General features: G+C 66.5%; 17 protein-coding genes and 1 tRNA gene. 9 read left to right on the forward strand and 9 right to left on the reverse strand.

The features are described 5' to 3' along the window. Positions 1-76: 76 nt before the first annotated feature. The 4 genes from D180_RS05030 to rimK all read right to left on the reverse strand — a co-directional run bounded on the left by D180_RS05030 (position 77) and on the right by rimK (position 3644). Positions 77-1411 (reverse strand): HAMP domain-containing sensor histidine kinase, encoded by a 1335-nt coding sequence (locus D180_RS05030; protein WP_043090504.1) that lies wholly within the window; start codon positions 1409-1411, stop codon positions 77-79. Continuing rightward, entirely contained in the window at positions 1404-2081 is a 678-nt protein-coding gene (locus D180_RS05035) for a response regulator transcription factor (protein WP_010340533.1), read from the reverse strand. Before D180_RS05035 ends, D180_RS05030 begins: the two co-directional genes overlap by 8 nt. Before the next feature lie 183 nt (positions 2082-2264). Continuing rightward, positions 2265-2447 (reverse strand): hypothetical protein, encoded by a 183-nt coding sequence (locus D180_RS23795; RefSeq protein WP_157835424.1) that lies wholly within the window; start codon positions 2445-2447, stop codon positions 2265-2267. 303 nt (positions 2448-2750) lie between these two features. Continuing rightward, complete coding sequence (rimK, locus tag D180_RS05040; protein ID WP_017911943.1) at positions 2751-3644, reverse strand: 30S ribosomal protein S6--L-glutamate ligase; 894 nt, start codon at positions 3642-3644, stop codon at positions 2751-2753. 281 nt (positions 3645-3925) lie between these two features. On the opposite strand from rimK, the gene D180_RS05045 reads away from it, so the two are divergent. Then, complete coding sequence (locus D180_RS05045; protein WP_026143299.1) at positions 3926-6235, forward strand: TonB-dependent receptor; 2310 nt, start codon at positions 3926-3928, stop codon at positions 6233-6235. A gap of 410 nt (positions 6236-6645) precedes the next feature. Here the strand turns inward: D180_RS05045 and D180_RS05050 are convergent, their stop codons facing one another. Further along, positions 6646-8694: a phospholipase C, phosphocholine-specific gene (locus tag D180_RS05050; protein ID WP_081616403.1), complete on the reverse strand. Its 2049-nt coding sequence runs from the start codon at positions 8692-8694 to the stop codon at positions 6646-6648. Between the two features lie 191 nt (positions 8695-8885). Between D180_RS05050 and D180_RS05055 the strand changes: the two genes are divergently transcribed. Further along, positions 8886-9506 carry a histidine phosphatase family protein gene (locus D180_RS05055; RefSeq protein ID WP_017911946.1) on the forward strand — a complete coding sequence of 207 codons (621 nt, stop codon included), beginning with the start codon at positions 8886-8888 and terminating at the stop codon, positions 9504-9506. A 117-nt stretch (positions 9507-9623) separates the two neighbouring features. On the opposite strand, the gene D180_RS05060 is transcribed toward D180_RS05055, so the two are convergent. The 3 genes from D180_RS05060 to D180_RS05070 all read right to left on the reverse strand — a co-directional run bounded on the left by D180_RS05060 (position 9624) and on the right by D180_RS05070 (position 13017). Next, complete coding sequence (locus tag D180_RS05060) at positions 9624-10484, reverse strand: hypothetical protein (protein WP_198526514.1); 861 nt, start codon at positions 10482-10484, stop codon at positions 9624-9626. Positions 10485-10860: 376 nt separating this feature from the next. Then, positions 10861-10934 (reverse strand) — tRNA-Gly (locus tag D180_RS05065). Positions 10935-11196: 262 nt separating this feature from the next. Continuing rightward, positions 11197-13017: an autotransporter domain-containing esterase gene (locus D180_RS05070; RefSeq protein WP_017911948.1), complete on the reverse strand. Its 1821-nt coding sequence runs from the start codon at positions 13015-13017 to the stop codon at positions 11197-11199. 172 nt (positions 13018-13189) lie between these two features. Here D180_RS05070 and thiS point away from each other — a divergent pair, with 172 nt between their 5' ends. The 4 genes from thiS (at position 13190) to D180_RS05090 (ending at position 16979) form a co-directional block, all read left to right on the forward strand. Further along, on the forward strand, positions 13190-13390 hold the full coding sequence (gene thiS / locus D180_RS05075; protein WP_017911949.1) for a sulfur carrier protein ThiS: 201 nt from the start codon (positions 13190-13192) through the stop codon (positions 13388-13390). A 63-nt stretch (positions 13391-13453) separates the two neighbouring features. Then, complete coding sequence (locus D180_RS05080) at positions 13454-14248, forward strand: thiazole synthase (protein WP_017910410.1); 795 nt, start codon at positions 13454-13456, stop codon at positions 14246-14248. Between the two features lie 10 nt (positions 14249-14258). Continuing rightward, positions 14259-15044 (forward strand): tRNA (guanosine(46)-N7)-methyltransferase TrmB, encoded by a 786-nt coding sequence (gene trmB, locus D180_RS05085; RefSeq protein ID WP_017911950.1) that lies wholly within the window; start codon positions 14259-14261, stop codon positions 15042-15044. Between the two features lie 66 nt (positions 15045-15110). Beyond that, positions 15111-16979, forward strand: a complete 1869-nt coding sequence (locus D180_RS05090; protein WP_010341810.1) for an SLC13 family permease — start codon at positions 15111-15113, stop codon at positions 16977-16979. Positions 16980-17012: 33 nt separating this feature from the next. Here D180_RS05090 and D180_RS05095 read toward each other — a convergent pair whose 3' ends face one another. Next, positions 17013-17351 carry a Rieske (2Fe-2S) protein gene (locus D180_RS05095; protein ID WP_043090506.1) on the reverse strand — a complete coding sequence of 113 codons (339 nt, stop codon included), beginning with the start codon at positions 17349-17351 and terminating at the stop codon, positions 17013-17015. Between the two features lie 202 nt (positions 17352-17553). Here D180_RS05095 and D180_RS05100 point away from each other — a divergent pair, with 202 nt between their 5' ends. From D180_RS05100 to mscL, 3 genes are all read left to right on the forward strand, one after another. After that, complete coding sequence (locus D180_RS05100; RefSeq protein ID WP_010341808.1) at positions 17554-17826, forward strand: hypothetical protein; 273 nt, start codon at positions 17554-17556, stop codon at positions 17824-17826. A gap of 118 nt (positions 17827-17944) precedes the next feature. After that, entirely contained in the window at positions 17945-18652 is a 708-nt protein-coding gene (locus D180_RS05105) for a fumarylacetoacetate hydrolase family protein (RefSeq protein ID WP_017911952.1), read from the forward strand. A 109-nt stretch (positions 18653-18761) separates the two neighbouring features. Further along, positions 18762-18992, forward strand: a 231-nt coding sequence (gene mscL, locus D180_RS05110) for a large conductance mechanosensitive channel protein MscL (RefSeq protein WP_017911953.1), incomplete at its 3' end; no start/stop codon positions are given.

Consider the following 18992-nt stretch of genomic DNA (forward strand, 5'->3'; position numbering starts at 1 on the left):
TTCGACCCGAAAAGGGGCCTTGCCTGCTAGGGGGAAAGACGGTATCTACGCGATGGCCGAAGCGCCGTCGCCAGCCTCAGGCCGGCCTGAACCACAGCGTCGCCACCACGCCCTTGGTGGCGCCCGGACGCACGTTGACCTGCCAACCATAGAGATCGCAGAGGCGGCTGACGATGGACAGACCGATGCCACCGCCCTGCGAATGGCCGGCGTGGGTGCCGCGGTAGCCGCGCTGGAACAGCTTGGCCGCGTCCTCCTCGCTCAGACCCGGGCCGGAATCGATCACCTGCACCGCGTCGCTCAGCACCCGCACCACCACCTGGCCTTCCTGGGTGTACTTGACGGCATTGCCGATCAGATTGCCCAGCGCCACCGACAGCGCCGCTTCCGGTGCATCGATGGTGAGGTTGCGCTCGCCTTCCAGCAGCAACTGCAGCGGCTTGCCGCCCAGTTGCGCGCGATGCGACTCGATCAACTGCTCGGCCACCTTGGCGACGTTGCTGTGGCCCTGCCCGCGCTCGTTGCGCGACAGCAGCAGCAGCGACCCGATCAAGTCGCTGCACTGCTGTTCGGCGCGCTGGATGCGCTGCAGGCGCTGCAGCACTTTCTCGTCGAGATTGGGACGGGTCAGCAGCAGCTCGGTGGCGCCGCGGATCACCGCCAGCGGCGTGCGCAGTTCATGGCTGACGTCGGCATTGAACTCGCGGTCGCGCTGCACCACTTCGGTCAGGCGCGCCGAATAGTCGTCCAGCGCCTCGGCCAGCTGGCCGACCTCGTCGTCGGGGAAGTGCGGCGCCAGCGGCTTGGGATCGCTGCTGCCGCGATAGGCGCGCAGGCGTGCGGCCAGGTCCGACACCGGCCGCATCACTCGCGACGCCGACCACCAGCCGATCACCAGCGACAATGCGCTGAACACCAGCACCGACAGGATCAGGGTGCGCTTGAGCTGCACCTCGCCCTGCATGGTCTGGGTCATGTCATAGGCGAGGAAGAACCAGACGTTCGGGGTCTTGCGCACCGCCACCTTGTAGGAGAACGGCTTGCCGGTTTCGTCGCGACCGGACACGTTGTGGATGCCGTCGGAGAAGTTGTACCACTCCGGCTGCTCGCGCCGCAGCGCCTCGAAGCGGTCGCTCTTGACCACCCGGCCGACCATCTGCTGCACCGGCAGATCCGGGTTCTTCGACGGATCGGAGAAGAACCGGTGCGAGTACTCGTCGATGTTGCGGTTCAGCACCACCTCGACCAGCTGGTTCTCCACGCGTGCCCGCGCCCAGTTGGTGGCGAACGCGAACAGTGCGGTCAGGCCGAAGCCCAACAGCACGAACGAGAGGATGATGCGGCTGCGGAGGCGGCGGCGGTAGCGTCCGCGCCGCCGCACCACACGCGGCAACGCAGGCGCTTCAGGCATCGGGTGCAGCGATGCGGTAGCCGATGCCGTGACGGGTCTGGATCATCGGCACGTCGAACGGTTTGTCCACCACCGCGCGCAGGCCATGGATATGCACGCGCAGGGAATCGGAATCGGGCAGTTCCTCGCCCCAGACGCGGGTTTCCAGTTCCTGCCGGGTCACCACCGCCGGCGCGGCTTCCATCAGCGCCTGCAGGATCTTCAGCGCAGTGGGATTGAGCTGCAGCAGCTTGCCCTGGCGACGCACTTCCAGCGTATCCAGGTTGTATTCCAGATCGCCGGTCTCCAGCACCCGGGTGTGCACGCCCTTGCCGCGGCGCGACAGCGCGTTGAGCCGCACTTCCACTTCCTGCAGCGCGAACGGCTTGATCAGGTAGTCGTCGGCGCCGGAATCGAAGCCGGCGAGCTTGTTGTCCAACGAATCGCGCGCCGTGAGCATCAGCACCGGCGTCTGCTTGCGCGCTTCGTTGCGCAGCTTGCGGCAGACCTCGATGCCGTCCATGCCGGGCAGGTTGAGGTCGAGCACGATCGCATCGAACTCGTGCACCACCGCCAGGTGCAGACCGGTGACGCCATCGGCAGCGAAATCGACGGTATGACCGCGATCCTCGAGGTAGTCGCCGAGATTGGCAGCGATGTCGCTGTTGTCTTCGATCACTAGAATTCGCACCAACATGTACCCCGTCAGTCGTACTACGTATCAGTAGAGTGCGCCGCGGATGCCGCGCCTCCTCGTCGTCCACGGCGGCACGCCGCCATGGTATTTGCAATGCGTTCCGATGGATGCCCAGGCGAACTTTCGCCCTCGCGATCCACCTGACGATTCGCTGCCTTGGACAGCGCGTCGCCGCTATCAGTTCTCGCTCCAGCCGATCCGCTCGCCAGCTTCAGCGCTCGCAAACGGCGCGGTCTGCCATTCGTTCTTCGGCAACGCCTGCGCCAAGCCAGGCTCGCCTCCTTCTTGAACACGTTCACCCGAGTCAGCTCGCTGCCGAATTGTACTGAGTTGCAGTGCGAACACTTTCTTCACGTTCATGGGCGCCTCACCTTGGCGCCATGACCGATCAGGGCTTCCTGCATTCCGCAGCCCCCCCCACATTCCTTCGCAATGTAGCCGCCGCGCAAACATGCCCGCAAGCGCGAACCCGGCGCCGGCCGGGGGCTGCGCTCGCCAACAAATCGCCCAAGAAAAAGACCCAGGCAGCGGGGCTGCCTGGGCCGAAAGTTTTTCTATCCCGATTACCGTTCCTGCTGAGGAGGGCAGAGCTGCGGTCCGGAGAAGCTTACGCAGGGCGGAATTAAACCGGTGTTAAGCCAGAACGAACGGCCAGTAATGCGACTAAGTCCCTGATTTCTTTCGTTTCAGGCAAGCTTCGAGGTACTCGATGACCTTGCCGGCGATATCCAGTCCGCAGACCGTCTCGATGCCTTCCAGACCCGGGGTGGAGTTGACCTCCAGCACCAGCGGCCCGCGCTTGGAGCGAATCAGATCGACGCCGGCCACGCCCAGGCCCAACGCCTTGGCCGAGCGTACCGCGACCTCCTGCTCGCCACGGCTGGCCGCGGTCTTCTCGGCGGTGCCGCCCAGATGCAGGTTGGAGCGGAAGTCGCCCTCCGGCGCGGTGCGGCGCATCGCCGCCACCACCTGGTTGCCGACCACGAAGCAGCGCAGGTCGGCGCCCTCGGCCTCGCCGATGAACTCCTGCACCAGGAAATTGGCATACAGCCCGCGCAGCGCCTCGACCACGCCGCGCGAGGCGCTGGCCTTCTCGGTCAGGATCACCCCGGTGCCCTGGGTGCCCTCGTTCAACTTCACCACGTGCGGCGGCGGGCCGAGCATGGACAGCAGATCGCCGGTGTCGTCCGGGTTGTCGCCGAACACGGTCATCGGCATGTCGATGCCCTTGGCCGCCAGCAGTTGGTGCGCGCGCAGCTTGTCGCGGGCGCGCAGGATCGCGTCGGACGGGTTGGGCGTGCAGACGCCCATCATCTCCAATTGCCGCAGCACCGCGGTGCCGTAGCGGGTCACCGAGTTGCCGATGCGCGGGATCACCGCGTCGTAGCCGGTGATCGGCTTGCCCTTGTAATGCATGGTGAAAGCGCCGGCGGCGATGCGCATGTAGCAGCGCAGCGGGTCGAGCACGCGCACCGTGTGCCCGCGTTCGCGGCCGGCCTCGACCAGGCGCCGGGTCGAGTACAGCTTGGTATTGCGGGACAGGATGGCGAGCTTCATCGAAGGCGGCGGCGGTGGCTGGCCCGGCATCATACGTCGCGCCAACGGCGCCGCGATGCCGCACGTCGCCGCAGGTGCCGACGTCGTGGCAAGGCCAGGATGCGCGGTGATCGCCATCACCCACCGTCCGCGCGCTGTCCCACAGCCGACATCGGACCGCCCCGAAACGTTCACAAAACCGTTGCATCGTGGCGGGCGGGCCGCGTACCGGCCCGGTGCCGGCTGCCCGCGCCCCGCGCGGCAGGACCGGAACGTCTCCCCCTCTTGATTGGTGACTTTCGATGACCCCCACTTCCAGATCCTTGCGCCCGCACGCGCTGGTGCTCGCCATCGTGTCCGCCCTGCCGGCCTTCGCCGCGCTGGCCGAGACCGCGCCGGCCGCCGCCACCGCAACCGCCGATGCGGCGGCCAGCGCGAGCGGCAACGATGCCACCATGCTCGACGCGATCACCGTCGTGTCCAGCGGCACCACCCGCCAGGTGCAGCGCATCACCCGTGAGGACATCGGAATCGCCGCCCCCGGCACCAGCGCGCTGAAGGTCCTGGACAAGCTGCCCGGCGTGCAGTTCCAGTCGGCCGACCCGTTCGGCGCCTACGAATGGTCCACCGCGATCAGCCTGCACGGGTTCGACCAGAGCCGCCTCGGCTTCACCCTGGACGGCGTGCCGCTGGGCAACATGAGCTACGGCGTCACCGATGGCCTGCAGGTGACCCGCGCGATCATTTCCGAGAACGTGGCCTCGGTGGAGCTGGCGCAGGGCGCCGGCGGCCTGGGCACGCCGTCGAGCAGCAACCTCGGCGGCACCGTGCGCTACTACTCGGCCGATCCGGATGCCGACGCCGGCTTCCGCTTCAGCCAGACCCTCGGCTCCGACAGCACCCGCCGCACTTACCTGCGCGGCGACACCGGCGACATCCACGGCTTCTCGCTGTACACCTCGCTGGTGCATGGCGAAATGGACAAGTGGAAGGGCTACGGCAACAACGAGTACAACCAGGCCAACGCCAAGGCGCTGTACCAGTGGGGCGACGGCAACCGGGTCAGCCTGTACCTGGACAGCTCGCACCGCAAGGAATACGACATCATGGACCTGTCGCTGACCTCGCAGCGGGTGCTCGGCTGGGATTGGGACTACCTGATGCCGGACTGGAACAGCGCGGTGCAGATCGCCAACGCGCTCAACGGCAAGGGCAGCTACCCGGCCAGCCTCAACGGCCTGCCGGCCGACTACGACAAGGCCGACGCGTCCTACTACTCCGGCGCCGGCCTGCGCCGCGACAACCTGGCCGCGCTCAGCGGCACGTTCAACCTCGGCGGCAGCGCCACGCTGAACCTGACCGGCTACTACCACGACAACAACGGCGAAGGCCAGTGGACCACGCCGTACGTCGCGTCCTCGCCCAGCGTGCCGCTGTCGATGCGCACCACCGACTACCGCCTCAACCGCCATGGCGTCACCGGCTCGCTGAACTTCACCGTGGCCGGCAACGAGATCGAGATCGGCGGCTGGTACCAGAACGCCAAGACCGTGCAGGAGCGCAACTACTTCCTGCTCGACGGCCCGTTCACCGATCTGTACTACTTCAACAAGAACGGCACCCTGTTCGCGCGCGGCTTCGCCCAGCACTACGATACCGACACGACCATGGTCTACGCGCAGGACACGCTGCGCCTGATGGACGAGCGCCTGACCCTGAACTTCGGCGCCAAGAAGCTAATCGTCGACACCACCGCGCAGTCGCAGGTGCCGTCCGCGTCCAATGCCGCCGGCGAGATCAAGGCCGACTCGGACCTGCTGCCGCAGGTCGGCATCAACTACAAGATCGACGATCACCAGGAGGTCTACGCCTCCTACAACAAGAACATGGCCGGCTTCGGCTTCACCCCGTTCCAGGAATCGCAGGCCGCGTTCAATGCGATCAAGGGCTCGCTGGAGCCGGAGACCGCGCAGACCTACGAACTGGGTTACCGCGTGCGCGGCGCCGGCGTGGAAGCGTCGCTGGCCCTGTACCACACCACCTTCGACGACCGCCTGCTGGTGACCTCGCCGTGCAGCGCGATCCAGACCTGCTCGGCCACGCTCAACAACGTCGGTTCGGTGCGTAGCCAGGGTGCCGACCTGGCGGTGATCTGGCGTCCGATCGAACAGCTGCGCTGGCTGAACTCGCTGTCCTATGACGACTCGACCTACCAGGACGACTACCTCAATGGCGGCGTGGTGGCGACCTCCGGCAAGCGCGTGGTCGGCATCCCCGAGTGGATGTTCTCCAGCAGCCTGGCCTACGAAAACGCCGGCTGGCACGCCTCGCTGGACGGCAAGTACACCGGCCGCCGCTACATCAGCTACCTCAACGACTCGTCGGTGCCCAGCTACTGGCGCTTCGACCTCAGCGCCGGCTACGACTTCGGCCAGGTCGGCATGTTCCAGAACCTGGGCCTGAGCGCGAACGTCACCAACCTGTTCGACAAGCGCTACTTCGCCACCGTCGGCACCAACGGCTACGTCGTCTCCGACCCCAACGGCTACAACCAGACGCTGATGGCCGGTGCGCCGCGCCAGTTCTTCGTCACCTTCAGCGGCAAGTTCTGAGCCGACGCGACACTGCCAGGGAAGGCATCACGCGCCGCCGCTGCTCTTGCAGCGGCGGCGTTTGCGTTTTGGGAGCGAGGCGAACTTGCAGGGCACGGGGATGGACATGCGGCATTGGCCGTCGTTTCAGAATCGCATGCGCTCGAAAGGATCGCGACTGAATCTGCCGCCACCGCCGGCGCATCGCCGGGCGTCATGCGCACCTGCTGGCAGCGACGTCGAAGGCCGCCCCCATCCTTGTGGGAGGGACTTCAGTCCCGACTGCAACAGGGTCAAAGCGCCAATGGCCTCGCTTAGTGAACCCGGATCACAGTGACTTCTACAGCGGCCACATTACCTATGGGACCTGCTCAAGCAGTGTCCGTGCTCAGCCAGAAGCCTGGCCACGCATCGGAACGCCAGTGCAGCCACTACGCGTCGACCGCGCGGCCGATCGCCGGATCGCTCATGCTCGGCCGGCCGGTCTCGATGTGCCCAGCCAGGCGCCGCCGCCACTGCGGCAAAGTCGCGCTGTCGATGGTCAGGTCATACCAGTGGTGCTGCGCCTGCAGAGGCAGACGCAGGACGGTGCGATCACCGGCAGCCAGCGTGATCGCCTGCTCGCCACCATCGCCGCGATACCCGTCGCGCACGCGCAACGCGCAGGGCTGCTCACCGGCATTGACCAGCGTCAGCAGCAAGCATTGCGCGGCAACATCGTAGTCGGCCTCGGCCTGCAGACCGGCATCGCCGATCCCGTCGCCATGGAACTCGCGCAGGAAACCGTTGGGGCCATGCACGCGCAGCGCGTAGCCGGCATCGGCGGCAGCGCCGCGCCAGGGGCGCGCATCCTGCAGCTCGCTGCCGGCGGCCAGCGTGTAGAACCAGGGCCCGGCCACACCCTCGTCGGCATAGGCATTGAGCGCAACGCCGGCCCCGCCGCGGTTGCGCATGCGCAACACGCGCGCGTTCGCCTGCACCTCTAGCCGCACATCGAAATCGTACGGCAACGCGCGTGCCGGGCGCTGCCCGGGCTCCTGCACCGGCAGCGCCTGCTGGGCAGGGCGCTGTGGCGGCGGCAGCGTCGCGGTGGCATCGATGCGGGCGATGTAGTCGCGGGTGTCCGGCAAGGCCACCGGCGCCGAATCGTGGCCGACGAAGTCCAGCGTGGAGGTCAGATCGCCGGCAACCGCGCGGCGCCAGGGATTGATGTTCGGCTCCATCACGCCGAAACGCTGCTCCAGGAAGCGCAGCACCGAGGTGTGGTCGAACACCTGCGAGTTCACCCAGCCGCCGCGGCTCCACGGCGACACCACCAGCATCGGCACCCGCGGCCCCAGCCCGACCGGCACGCCGTGATAGTCCTCGCCATGCAGATCCACGTTGCTGGCGCCCAGCTCCGGCCGGATCGCCGGCAACGCCGGCGGCACGTGGTCGAAGAAGCCGTCGTTCTCGTCGTAGTTGATCAGGAACACCGTCTTCGACCAGACCTCCGGCGAAGCGGCCAGCACCTCCAGCAGCCGCGCGCTCAAGGATTCGCCATAGGCCGGGGTGGCCTCGGGATGCTCGCTGAGCAGGTACGGCGCGACGATCCACGACACCTGCGGCAGCGTGCCGGCGCGCACGTCGCGCTCGAACGCGGCGACCAGGTGTTCGCCGCGCGAGGCCTTGGCGTTGTCGGCGGTGGAGCCAGGCACGATGGCGCGGCCGCGGCGGTACAGCGGCGACGCGCGGTCCAGCTTGCGAAAGTTGGCGAAGTACGGATGGCTGTTGTCGCCGTAGTTATCGAACTCCTGATAGACCTGCCAACTGATGCCGGCCTGCTGCAGGCGCTCGGAGTAGGTGCTCCAGGTGTAGCCGGGAAAGCGCGGATTGTCGCGCGCCATGTCCGCGGTCCAGTTGCCGTCGTCGCGGTTGTTCACCGCCTGCTCGCCGTCGTTGCCGACGCTCAGGCCGCTGGTGCCGGTGAACATGTACATGCGATTGGGATTGGTCGGGCCGAACAGCGAGGCGTGGTAGCCGTCGCAAAGGGTGAAGGCGTCGGCCAGCGCGTAGTAGAACGGCAGGTCCTCGCGCTGGAAGTGGCCCATGCTCATCGCGCTCTTCTGCGCGATCCAGGCATCGTGGTGCTTCCAGGTCTCGTGCGAGCCCTTCCAGTCGTGGTTGAGATCCTTCATCCACTGCGCGCTGCTGGTCTGGCTGTTGAGCCGGAACGGCAGCACGTAACGATCGCTGCCCTTGCGCTCAGGCTGGTACCAGACCGGCTTGCCGCTGGGCAGCCGCAGCGGCCGCGGATCGCCATAGCCGCGCACCCCGCGCAGGCAGCCGAAGTAATGATCGAAGGAGCGGTTCTCCTGCATCAGGATCACCACATGCTGCACGTCCTGCAGCGTGCCGGTGACCCGCGCCGGCGGCACCGCCAGCGCACTGCGAATCACACCCGGCAACAGCGGCATGGCCGCACCAGCCCCGAGGGCCATGGACGTGCGGGTGAGAAAACGACGACGACTGTGATCGACCACGAGAAGCAACACCGGCAACGAGCGAACGCTCAGGCGTTTGCCAGCCTAGCGCTGGTCGATGAAGCGGGTTTGACAGTGCGCCGGCGGCTGTCTCGGCTGGCTCGCGACCGCTCAGCGCTGGTTCGACAAGACAATGAGAGAAAGGGGCCATGACCACCCTGATCCTCGCCCGCCATGGGCATGTCGACTGGATTGCACCCGAGCGGTTCCGCGGGCGTGCGGAACTGCCGCTATCGCAGCTTGGCGAACTGCAAGCCGCAGCCTTGGCGACGCGCGTCGCGCAAAGCTGGACACCGCACGCGATCTACACCAGTCCGCTGTCGCGGTGCGTGCGGACCGGTGCGGCAATCGCGCAAGCGACCGGCGTGCCGACCACGACCCTGGACGACCTGTCCGACATCGATTACGGCCAGTGGCAGGGACTGACGCACGACGAGGTAGGTGCGGGTTGGCCAGAGATGGCACGGACCTGGTTCGCCATGCCCGACCTCGCAGTGATCCCAGGAGGCGAAACGCTGGCGGATGTCCTGGTTCGCGCCATGCGGGTTCTACAGAACATCCTGCACCATCACAGCGGCCAGACCGTGGTCCTCGTCGGCCACGACAGCATCAATCGGGTACTTCTGCTGCAATGCCTAGGACTTTCGCTGAGGCGCTATTGGCGCATCAAGCAGGAGCCGTGCTGCGTGAATGAAATCGTGATCGAAGAAAATGACTTCACCCTCTATCGCCTCAACGAAACCCATCACACGCTCGGGCTTCGCGCCTAGTGCAGTCCAATGCGCTTGTTTCCGGCCTTGGAAGGCACTGTCGTGCATGTGACTGCGAAGGCCTGCTCTGAGCAGAGCGCAACCAGACACCCGGAAAAGCTCAAAGTTCTGATCATTTCAACAGTTCTTTTTGGCTGGGCCACCGAAAAATCCCAGTTCGATCCAGAGCACCAAGGCGCGCACAGCAATTTCTAGCGAGTGACTGTCTTCGTATTTGCCCAAGCGCAGCGCTGCCAACGACTGGACGCCGGGCGGCATCATGATCGCCGCTTTCTTCTCGCCCTTCACTCTCTTCTTAACGACCAAGCTAAAATACATCAAAGGCCAGTATCGAATGGTCGGCCACATATACGTCAAGTATATTCTAGTGAGGGATAAAGGCTCCATCTGCGCCGAAAACTTGGCACCGTCGTTTCCCACCCCAGAAAAGTGAAGCAGCCCATCCTTCTCGCCGGCAACAGATAGCCCAATTTTCGCAAAGGCGTCTCTCGCCACCTCATTGAATATTTGCTTCCGCGCAACAATCGCTTCGCCTCCCTTCAAATCGATGGCCGCTCCACGCGTGACGATGCAGAGATTTTCAACCTCCTGCTCGACGCTTTTTTGATATGCCGGCAGATGCGCAGAGAGCATCTGTCCGAGTTGCTCAGGAAAGAACCGCACGAACAAATCACGCTTTCGCAAGAAATCGAGAATAGGATCATCCAAGATAAGCTCAATGGCCTTACTAACCTCTTCTCGAGAGGTGGCATTCCACTCCGCGAGTCGGACGCCAAGCTCACTCTCACGCTCCTTAGCGGCAACAAAGAATTCTGGAAAGGACTGATTTTTGATGAACCTTTGATAGCTATCAGACCCAAAAACTGCGGTCGCCAGAGACATCTCGCCCTGGATACTTGAAAATCCCCGACCGACGAAAATCTCGTCTATCGAGGCCAGATTCATATTCTCGCTTGAAATTTGCAAAATGAAGTTCACTCTTGTCTTGCCGGAGACAACCGATTTCCGAATGTGGTCAAGACGCACCAAAGCGATACGTCTTTCATGCCCCTCAAAGCGCGCTCCACTTCTCAACCCACGCGATCGTCCGCCAAGCCCGACCTATAGAAAATCAAGCCAGTAAATTGGATGGTTCCAAGATACTCGCCTTGGTCGAAAAGACGTAGCGCGCGCCGACCATGGGCTTCAGATCAGCGGGAACAAAGAAGCGCGCATACAGGCCAGCCGAGCGCGAAATGATCAGAGGCTTGGGCAAGATTGATACCTCGATTGATACCTCGGAGGGCATCGCTCGGAATCATCAATCGGCCTGAATCTTCAACCCAGTCAATCACTTTCAGACTAAGTTGGAACGTGGAGCGGGCGATGGGAATCGAACCCACGTCAGTAGCTTGGGAAGCTACAGCTCTACCATTGAGCTACGCCCGCGTCGCCGGTGCAGTCTATGCGCTGGGCCGGGGGTTGCGCAAGAAATCGGCGCAATGCGGCTGCAGCGCGCGGGCGATCCCGGCACTCCCAGCAGCGTGCCCTGGAAATGCAGAAGGGCTTCAGTCCCGACGGCTCGAGATCAGAGGCGTCGGGGCTGAAGCCCCTCCCACAACTGGCATCCAATGCCGTTGGTTTACGTCACCCCATCTGCCCCACCCTGCCCGGCACACAGCCGGGCAAGGCAGGCAACGTCGGGCAGTGCTTAGAAGCTGCCGCCGAAGTTCACGAACAGCGAGGTGTCGTGCGCGCGCGACTGGCCGGTGGTGGTGGCGAGGCCGACGTTGCTCTCGAAGCCCCACAGCTTGGTCCGCGCGCCCAGCACCACCGACGCGTAGTTGCGGTCGAAGTTGATGCCCGGCACCGCGTACTCGCCCAGGTCGGACATGGTCTGCAGGTACGCGGTGGCTTCCTGGTTCTTCTTGAACTCGTGGTCGTAGGTGGCCTGCAGGTACGGCTTCACCGTGCCGGCATCGATGCTGGCCTTCCAGCCGATGCGGCCGACCATCGACTCGACGTCGCGGTCGCTGTAGCCCAGCGCGCTGGAGTTCGGGTTGCTCTCGGTGTAGCCATCGAGCTTGACCTTCTGCCAGATCGCCGCGGCCACCGGGCCGTGCTTGAAGCTGCCCTCGCCGAACTCGTAGCCGCCCTGCAGCGCCGCGGTCAGGTTGCTGCCGTCCGGCGAACCCTTGTGCTCGATGGTGGCCGGGCCGAGGTTGACCTTGCGGGTGACGTCGTAGCTCAGCCAGGTGTAGCTGACCTGGGCGTTGACCCAGGCATGCTCGCCGTACCAGCCAGCGAAGCCGCCGAGGGTGCTGTCGTCCTGGGTGTAGTCGCCGCCGCGGTTGCCGAAGTCGGCATCGGTGCGACCGAAGCCGCCGAAGCCGCCGAACACCCACTCGCCACGCGACCAGTCCACGCCGAACAGACCGGCCGGAGCCATGCCGTCGTACAGGTCGCCGTGCTGGTAGCGCTGCATGTCGCCGCGCAGGTTGCCCCACCAGCGCACGCCATCCGCTTCCGGGCGACCGTCGACGTGCCAGGCGACCTGGTCGGCGCGCGAGCGGCCGACCATCTGCGCCGAGTGCGTCAGGATCTGCTGGGTGCGCGGGCCTTCCAGGATCGACAGCGCGTACTGCGCCAGCAGTTCATGGGTGCGGCCGGTCGGGTGCACGCCGTCGGCGAACACGTAGGTGTCGGCGGCATCGGCGCTCACGTAGCTGGTCGGGTTGCAGGTCAGCGACTGCGCGGTGATCTGCGGTTGGCAGGCGGTGCCGGTGACGTTGGTGAAGCCGTAGGCGCCCGGGTTGGCCACCACTTCCTGCAGCAGGTGGAAGGTATCGACCGGGATCACCCGCAGCCCAGCGCTCTTGAGACCGGAGAACAGCGCGGTGTTGTAGGCGGTGGCGAGCGCGGTGCCCTGCGCCATCGCCGCGGCGCCGCCAGCGCGGAAGCGCGGGGTGATGCCGACGTCGGGCAGGTTGTTGACCATGACGTAGCGCGCACCGGCGTTCTGCAGGCTGGCGACGATGCCCACTTCGGCGGTCACGGCATTGCCGATGGTGGCCTGCACCGGCGCACCGCCGGCGATGGCGAACAGGTCGTTGGCACCGCCCCACACCGAATACAGCGCGTTCGGGTCGGCCTTGCCGCCGTTGGCGGCCAGGTAGTTGCTGGCCTGGGTGGCCAGCGACGGTGCCACGCCCAGCGCGCTCGGGTTGGCCACGCCGACACGGGCATTGCCGGCGGCATAGTCGTCGCCGATCTGGCCGTTGCCGTTGGCGGCGGCGTTGGTGCCGTAGTACTCGGCCACGTACTGCGCCCAGACGAAGTCGGGGTTGGTGGTGAACTGGCCGGTCACCGCACGCACCGAGGCCGGCAGCAGCGGACGGTAGTAGCCCGCGTCGGTCAGGCTGTCGCCGAAGAACACGGTGCGGCTGTAGGTGGACTGCGCGAACGCAGGCGCGGCGGCGAGCACGATCGCGGCGGCGAGCAGCGAGCGGAGCGGACGGATGGACGAAGTCATGGAAGCCCTCCCGGGCAGAAATGGAACACGAGAAATGCAGCGAAACGGGGAAGCGGCCGCACCATACGTAGCCGCATGGCCGACATCATTCCACCTCTGCCGGACACGCTCACGTTGCACTGCCGCAAGATTGCGACTCGCACGCCCACGGCGCGCATTGCACAATGATGGCATGAACATCGAATTGAACGGCAGACAATGCGCGCTGGCGCCGGCCACCACCGTGGCCGCGCTGCTGCAGGCCGAAGGGCTGGGCCAGCGGCGCGTGGCGGTCGAGGTCAACGGCCAGATCGTGCCGCGCGGCGCGCATGCCGAGCACGAACTGCATGCAGGCGACCGGGTCGAGATCGTGCACGCGCTGGGCGGCGGCTGAATCTCACCGCCGCGCGCAGGTGCGGGGCTCGGCAGGGCCGGTGCGATGGGCGATAATCCGCCGATGAACGCTCCCGCCCCCCACGATGCGCTGGTGATCGCCGGCAAACCCTACCGTTCGCGCCTGCTCACCGGCACCGGCAAGTTCGCCGATCTCGAACAGACCCGCCTGGCCACCGAGGCCGCCGCTGCGCAGATCGTCACCGTGGCGATCCGCCGCAGCAACATCGGCCAGAATCCGGGCGAGCCCAACCTGCTCGACGTGCTGCCGCCGGAGCAGTACACCATTCTGCCCAACACCGCCGGCTGCTACACCGCCGAGGACGCGGTGCGCACCTGCCGGCTGGCGCGCGAACTGCTCGACGGCCACAACCTGACCAAGCTGGAAGTACTGGGCGACCAGCGCACCCTCTTCCCGGACGTGGTGCAGACCCTCAAGGCCGCGGAAATCCTGGTCGCCGACGGCTTCGAGGTGATGGTCTATACCAGCGACGACCCGATCCTGGCCAAGCGCCTGGAAGAGATCGGCTGCGTGGCGGTGATGCCGCTGGCCGCGCCGATCGGCTCCGGCCTGGGCATCCAGAACCGCTACAACCTGCTGGAGATCATCGACAACGCCAAGGTGCCGATCATCGTCGACGCCGGCGTCGGCACCGCCTCGGACGCGGCGATCGCGATGGAGCTGGGCTGCGACGGCGTGCTGATGAACACCGCCATCGCCGGCGCGCGCAACCCCGTGCTGATGGCCAGCGCCATGCGCAAGGCGGTGGAGGCCGGCCGCGAGGCGTTCCTGGCCGGGCGCATCCCGCGCAAGCGCTACGCCAGCGCCTCCTCGCCGGTCGACGGACTGATCGGATGAGGTCGCAGGCATGACCGATCCGTTCTCCAGCGCCGGCGCCAAGACCCCGCCGAAACCCTTCACCGTCGAGGAAGGCCATCGCCAGGTGCGCAGCTTCGTGCTGCGCCAGGGGCGCTTCACCCCGGCGCAGCAGCGCGCGTTCGACGCGCTGTGGCCGCGCTTCGGCCTGAACTACCGCGGCCAGCCACGCGATCTGGACGCCACCTTCGGCCGCAGCGCGCCCAAGGTGCTGGAGATCGGCTTCGGCAACGGCGCCGCGCTGCGCCATGCCGCACAGCACGACCGCAGCCGCGACTACATCGGCATCGAGGTGCACGCGCCGGGCGTGGGCCGCCTGCTCAACGCCCTGGCCGAGGACGGCGCCGATCACGTGCGCCTGTACCACCACGATGCGGTGGAGGTGCTGCAGCACGAGATCGCCGACGGCAGCCTGGACGAAGTGCGCATCTACTTCCCCGACCCCTGGCACAAGAAGCGCCACAACAAGCGGCGCCTGCTGCAGCCGGCCTTCGCCGCGCTGCTGGTGCGCAAGCTGCGCGCCGGCGGCCGCCTGCACTGCGCCACCGACTGGGCCGATTACGCCGAGCAGATGTGGGACGTGCTCGACGCCACCCCCGGCCTGGTCAACCGCGCCGGCCCGCGCGGCCACGTCCTGCGCCCGGACTGGCGCCCGCAGACCCACTTCGAGACCCGCGGCCAGAATCTGGGGCATGGGGTGTGGGATTTGCTGTACGACCGGGAATCGGGAACGGGGAATCGGGAATCGGAAGCGGGTTCGCCTGCCGCTCCCCGATAGCGACGACCTGCGACGACCGGCCGCTTCTGCCATTCTCCATTCCCGATTCCCCATTCCCGGCCTCGCATGGACACCGCGCTGACGCTGACCACCGATATGAAGCTCGTGCTCGGGCTGGTCGGCTTCACCATGGCGATGTTCGTGTTCGAGCGGATCCGCGCCGACGTGGTGGCGCTGGTGGTGCTGGTGGTGCTCGGGGTGACCGGGCTGATCGCGCCGGAGGAGCTGTTCAGCGGCTTCTCCGGTAACGCGGTGATGAGCATCATCGCCACCACCATCCTCGGCGCCGGGCTGGAGCGCACGGGTGCGCTGAACCGGCTGGCGTCGTGGCTGCTGCGCCGCGCACGCGGGGTCGAGGAACGGCTGATGCTGCTGACCACCGCCATCGCCGGGCTCAACTCCTCGTTCATGCAGAACCCCTCGGTGATGGCGCTGTACCTGCCGGTGGCCTCGCGCCTGGCCGGGCGCACCGGGCTGACCCTGCAGCGGCTGCTGCTGCCGATCGCCGCGGCCATCGTGATGGGCGGCGCGCTGACCATGGTCGGCAACTCGCCGCTGATCCTGCTCAACGACCTGCTGCAGTCGGCCAACAACAACCTGCCCTCGGGCATGGCCACCATCGAGCCGCTGCGCATGTTCGCGCCGCTGCCGATCGGCGTGGCGCTGCTGGCGGCCTCGCTGATCTATTTCCGCGTGCGTGGCGACAAGGCGCTGGCCGAAGAAGAGCGGCTGATCAACGACGGCGTCACCCCGGCGCGCACCGAAAGCTATTTCGCCCGCACCTACGGCATCGAAGGCGACGTGTTCGAGCTGATCGTCAGCGCCGACAGCCCGCTGGTCGGCATGACCCTGGGCGAGGCCGAGACCGTGCACAACGCACCGCTGCTGCTCGCCCTGAAGACCGGCAACGACACCCGCCTGGCGCCGCCGGCGGACATGCGCATCTGGGTCGGCAGCGTGCTCGGGGTGATGGGCGCGCGCCAGCAGGTCGCCGATTTCGCGCAGAACCAGTTCCTGCGCCTGTCCTCGCGCCTGCGCAACCTCGGCGACCTGTTCAACCCCAGCCGCGCCGGCATCTCCGAGGCGGTGATCCCGCCGACCTCGCGCTTCATCGGCAAGAGCGCGGCCGAACTGCGTCTGCGCAAGCAGGCCGGGATCAGCCTGCTGGCGATCAACCGCGACAAGCAGGTGATCCGCGAGGACGTGCGCAAGGTGCCGCTGCGCGCCGGCGACATGCTGGTGTTCCACAGCATCTGGCAGGATCTGGCGCAGGCCTCGGAAAGCCGCGACTTCGTGGTGGTCACCGACTACCCCAAGGGCGAGCACCGCCCGCACAAGTTCAAGATCGCGATGACGATCTTCGCCCTCACCATCCTGATCGCGCTGACCTCCAGGCTGCCGGTGGCGCTGACCTTGATGACCGGTGTGGCCGGCATGCTGCTGACCGGCGTGCTGCGCATGGACGAGGCCTACGCGGCAATCAACTGGAAGACCGTGTTCCTGATGGCCGGGCTGATCCCGCTGGGCTGGGCGATGGACAGCAGCGGCGCGGCGGCCTGGGTCGCCGGGCATACCATTGCGCGACTACCCGAGGGCATGCCGGTGTGGGCGCTGGAGATCGCCCTGGGCCTGCTGACCACCGCGTTCTCGCTGGTGATCAGCCATGTCGGCGCGACCATCGTGATGGTGCCGATCGCGGTCAACCTGGCGCTGGCGGCCGGCGGCAATCCCACCGCGTTCGCACTGATCGTGGCGCTGTCGGCGTCCAACAACCTGATGACCGCGTCCAATCCGGTGATCTCGATGATCACCGGCCCGGCCAACTACCAGCCGCGCGAACTGTGGCGCGTCGGCGGCCCGCTGTCGCTGGTCTACACCCTGGTGGTGGTGCTGATGGTCAACCTGATGTCGATGGGCTGGTGGCACGCGCTGTAGCGTGCGTCGCACCGCAAGCGCGCGTGCTGCGCGCTAGACCAGCACCACCTGCCCTGCCCGCACCTCCACCGGCACCGCATGCAGGCTCTGGCCGCGGCACGGGCCGGACACGCACGCGCCGCCCTGCAGTTCGAACGCGGCGCCATGCGCGGCGCACACCACGTGGCCCTCGCGACTCTTCAGGAACTGCCCCGGCGCCCAGTCCAGGCGGCGCCCGGCATGCGGGCACACGTTCAACCACGCACGCACGCGGTCGCCCTCGCGGTACAGCAGCAGCGATTCGGGCTCGCCGCCGATCAGCGCCTCGGCCTCGGCCAGCTCGCCGGAAACCAGGTCGTGCAGCGGCGCCAGCACGGCAGATGATTCGGTCATGGAACGCAGCGCGGGCAGCAAGGGGTGGTCATTCTGGCATGGGCGATCGGCAGCCGTGACGCCGCACGCCCTTCACCCGACGAGCACATGCAAGCCCCTGACCGGAAAGTGTTAATTTTTCGCTTAACGAAGTTTTCACTCCGTCACATAAAACAGCGCCGATACTGCGCCCCTTCGGTTCAAACTGAAACAGAGTTCTGCCATGCGCGCTCGCCTCTTCAATTTCGACCAATTCCGGCACTTGTTCGCGCCGCGCAAGCCGCGCCATCCGCTGGTGAAGCTGGCCGTGGGCCTGCTCGGCCTGGCGATCCTGGCCGGGCTGGTGTTCGTCAGCGTGTTCGTGGGCGCGGCGATGATCCTGGGCGGCATCGCCATGAAGCTGCTGAGCCAGCGCGGCAAGCGCCCGGCCACCGCGCGCCGGCATGTGGTCGATGGCGAGTATCGAGTGGTGCGCAAGCCGGCCTTGCCGCTTTAGAGCTGGGAATGGGGAATCGGGATTGGGAAATCGTGAGAGCGACATCCGCTTCCCTGTTGGAATCGGGTTGAACCCGACCCGCTAAACTGCTGCATCCCCTCTCGTTGGATGCATGCTCATGAAAGACCTGTTCGCTGCTGCCGAGGCTCCGCGCGTTCCCGTGCGTGGACAGGGCCTGTTTCCGGTGCATCGCATCTACTGCGTGGGCCGCAACTTCGCCGACCACGCGCGTGAGATGGGCGCCAGTGCGCCGGCCTCGAAAGCCGAACGCGGCCAGCCGACCTTCTTCATGAAACCGGCCGATGCGCTGGTGATCGGCGACGACGCCATCCCCTACCCGTCCGCGACCCAGGACCTGCACCACGAGGTGGAACTGGTGGTGGCGCTGGGCCAGGACGCGCCGGCCGGCGTGCTGCCGGTGGAAAGCGCCGAGGCGCTGATCCTGGCCTATGGCGTGGGCCTGGACCTGACCCGTCGCGACCTGCAGGCCGCGGCCAAGGCCAAGGGCCTGCCGTGGGACATCGCCAAGGGCTTCGACGCCTCCGCGCCGATCAGCGAGCTGATCCCGGCTGGCGAGGTCGGGGCGCTGGAGGCCTTGAACCTCTCGCTGGAAGTCAACGGCGAGGTGCGCCAGCAGTCGCTGCTGGAGCAGATGATCTGGAACGTGCCGGAGATCCTGCACGAGCTGTCCAAGCTGTTCGCGTTGCGCGCCGGCGATCTGGTGTTCATGGGCACGCCGGCCGGCGTGGCCGCGCTGCGCCCGGGCGATCGCTTCAGCGCGCGCCTGGAGAACGTGGCCGAGCGGCACGGCCGCATCGTCGGCTAAGGGGCACGCCTGTCGCGCGACATACGCGCGCCTGTGATTCGACCACCACGGCGACTGCGCTAGGCTAGCGCCGCGGCGACAGGCCCGCACTGACAAGAGAGGAGTCCCGATGAGCATGATCCGCGAATTCAAGGAATTCGCCATGCGCGGCAACGTGCTGGACCTGGCGGTCGGCGTGGTGCTCGGTGCCGCGTTCGGCAAGATCGTCACCGCGCTGGTCGAGAAGATCATCATGCCGCCGATCGGATTGCTCGTGGGCGGCGTGGATTTCTCGCGCTGGGCATGGACGCTGAAGGCGGCGACGGTGGACGCCGCCGGCAAGCCGGTACCGGCGGGGGGG

The sequence above is a fragment of the Xanthomonas sp. SHU 166 genome (genome assembly GCF_000364685.1).
Classification (GTDB): Bacteria; Pseudomonadota; Gammaproteobacteria; order Xanthomonadales; family Xanthomonadaceae; genus Xanthomonas_A; species Xanthomonas_A sontii.

Excerpts from the sequence above, each read along its gene's own strand:
- D180_RS05045 (WP_026143299.1), top strand. The coding sequence starts at position 3,926 with ATGACCCCCACTTCCAGATCCTTGCGCCCGCACGCGCTGGTGCTCGCC.
- D180_RS05080 (WP_017910410.1), top strand. The coding sequence starts at position 13,454 with ATGAACGCTCCCGCCCCCCACGATGCGCTGGTGATCGCCGGCAAACCC.
- D180_RS05105 (WP_017911952.1), top strand. The coding sequence starts at position 17,945 with ATGAAAGACCTGTTCGCTGCTGCCGAGGCTCCGCGCGTTCCCGTGCGT.
- thiS (WP_017911949.1), top strand. The coding sequence starts at position 13,190 with ATGAACATCGAATTGAACGGCAGACAATGCGCGCTGGCGCCGGCCACC.
- D180_RS05100 (WP_010341808.1), top strand. The coding sequence starts at position 17,554 with ATGCGCGCTCGCCTCTTCAATTTCGACCAATTCCGGCACTTGTTCGCG.
- D180_RS23795 (WP_157835424.1), bottom strand. The coding sequence starts at position 2,447 with ATGAACGTGAAGAAAGTGTTCGCACTGCAACTCAGTACAATTCGGCAG.
- D180_RS05050 (WP_081616403.1), bottom strand. The coding sequence starts at position 8,694 with ATGGCCCTCGGGGCTGGTGCGGCCATGCCGCTGTTGCCGGGTGTGATT.
- D180_RS05030 (WP_043090504.1), bottom strand. The coding sequence starts at position 1,411 with ATGCCTGAAGCGCCTGCGTTGCCGCGTGTGGTGCGGCGGCGCGGACGC.
- D180_RS05095 (WP_043090506.1), bottom strand. The coding sequence starts at position 17,351 with ATGACCGAATCATCTGCCGTGCTGGCGCCGCTGCACGACCTGGTTTCC.
- rimK (WP_017911943.1), bottom strand. The coding sequence starts at position 3,644 with ATGAAGCTCGCCATCCTGTCCCGCAATACCAAGCTGTACTCGACCCGG.
- D180_RS05090 (WP_010341810.1), top strand. The coding sequence starts at position 15,111 with ATGGACACCGCGCTGACGCTGACCACCGATATGAAGCTCGTGCTCGGG.
- D180_RS05070 (WP_017911948.1), bottom strand. The coding sequence starts at position 13,017 with ATGACTTCGTCCATCCGTCCGCTCCGCTCGCTGCTCGCCGCCGCGATC.
- trmB (WP_017911950.1), top strand. The coding sequence starts at position 14,259 with ATGACCGATCCGTTCTCCAGCGCCGGCGCCAAGACCCCGCCGAAACCC.
- D180_RS05055 (WP_017911946.1), top strand. The coding sequence starts at position 8,886 with ATGACCACCCTGATCCTCGCCCGCCATGGGCATGTCGACTGGATTGCA.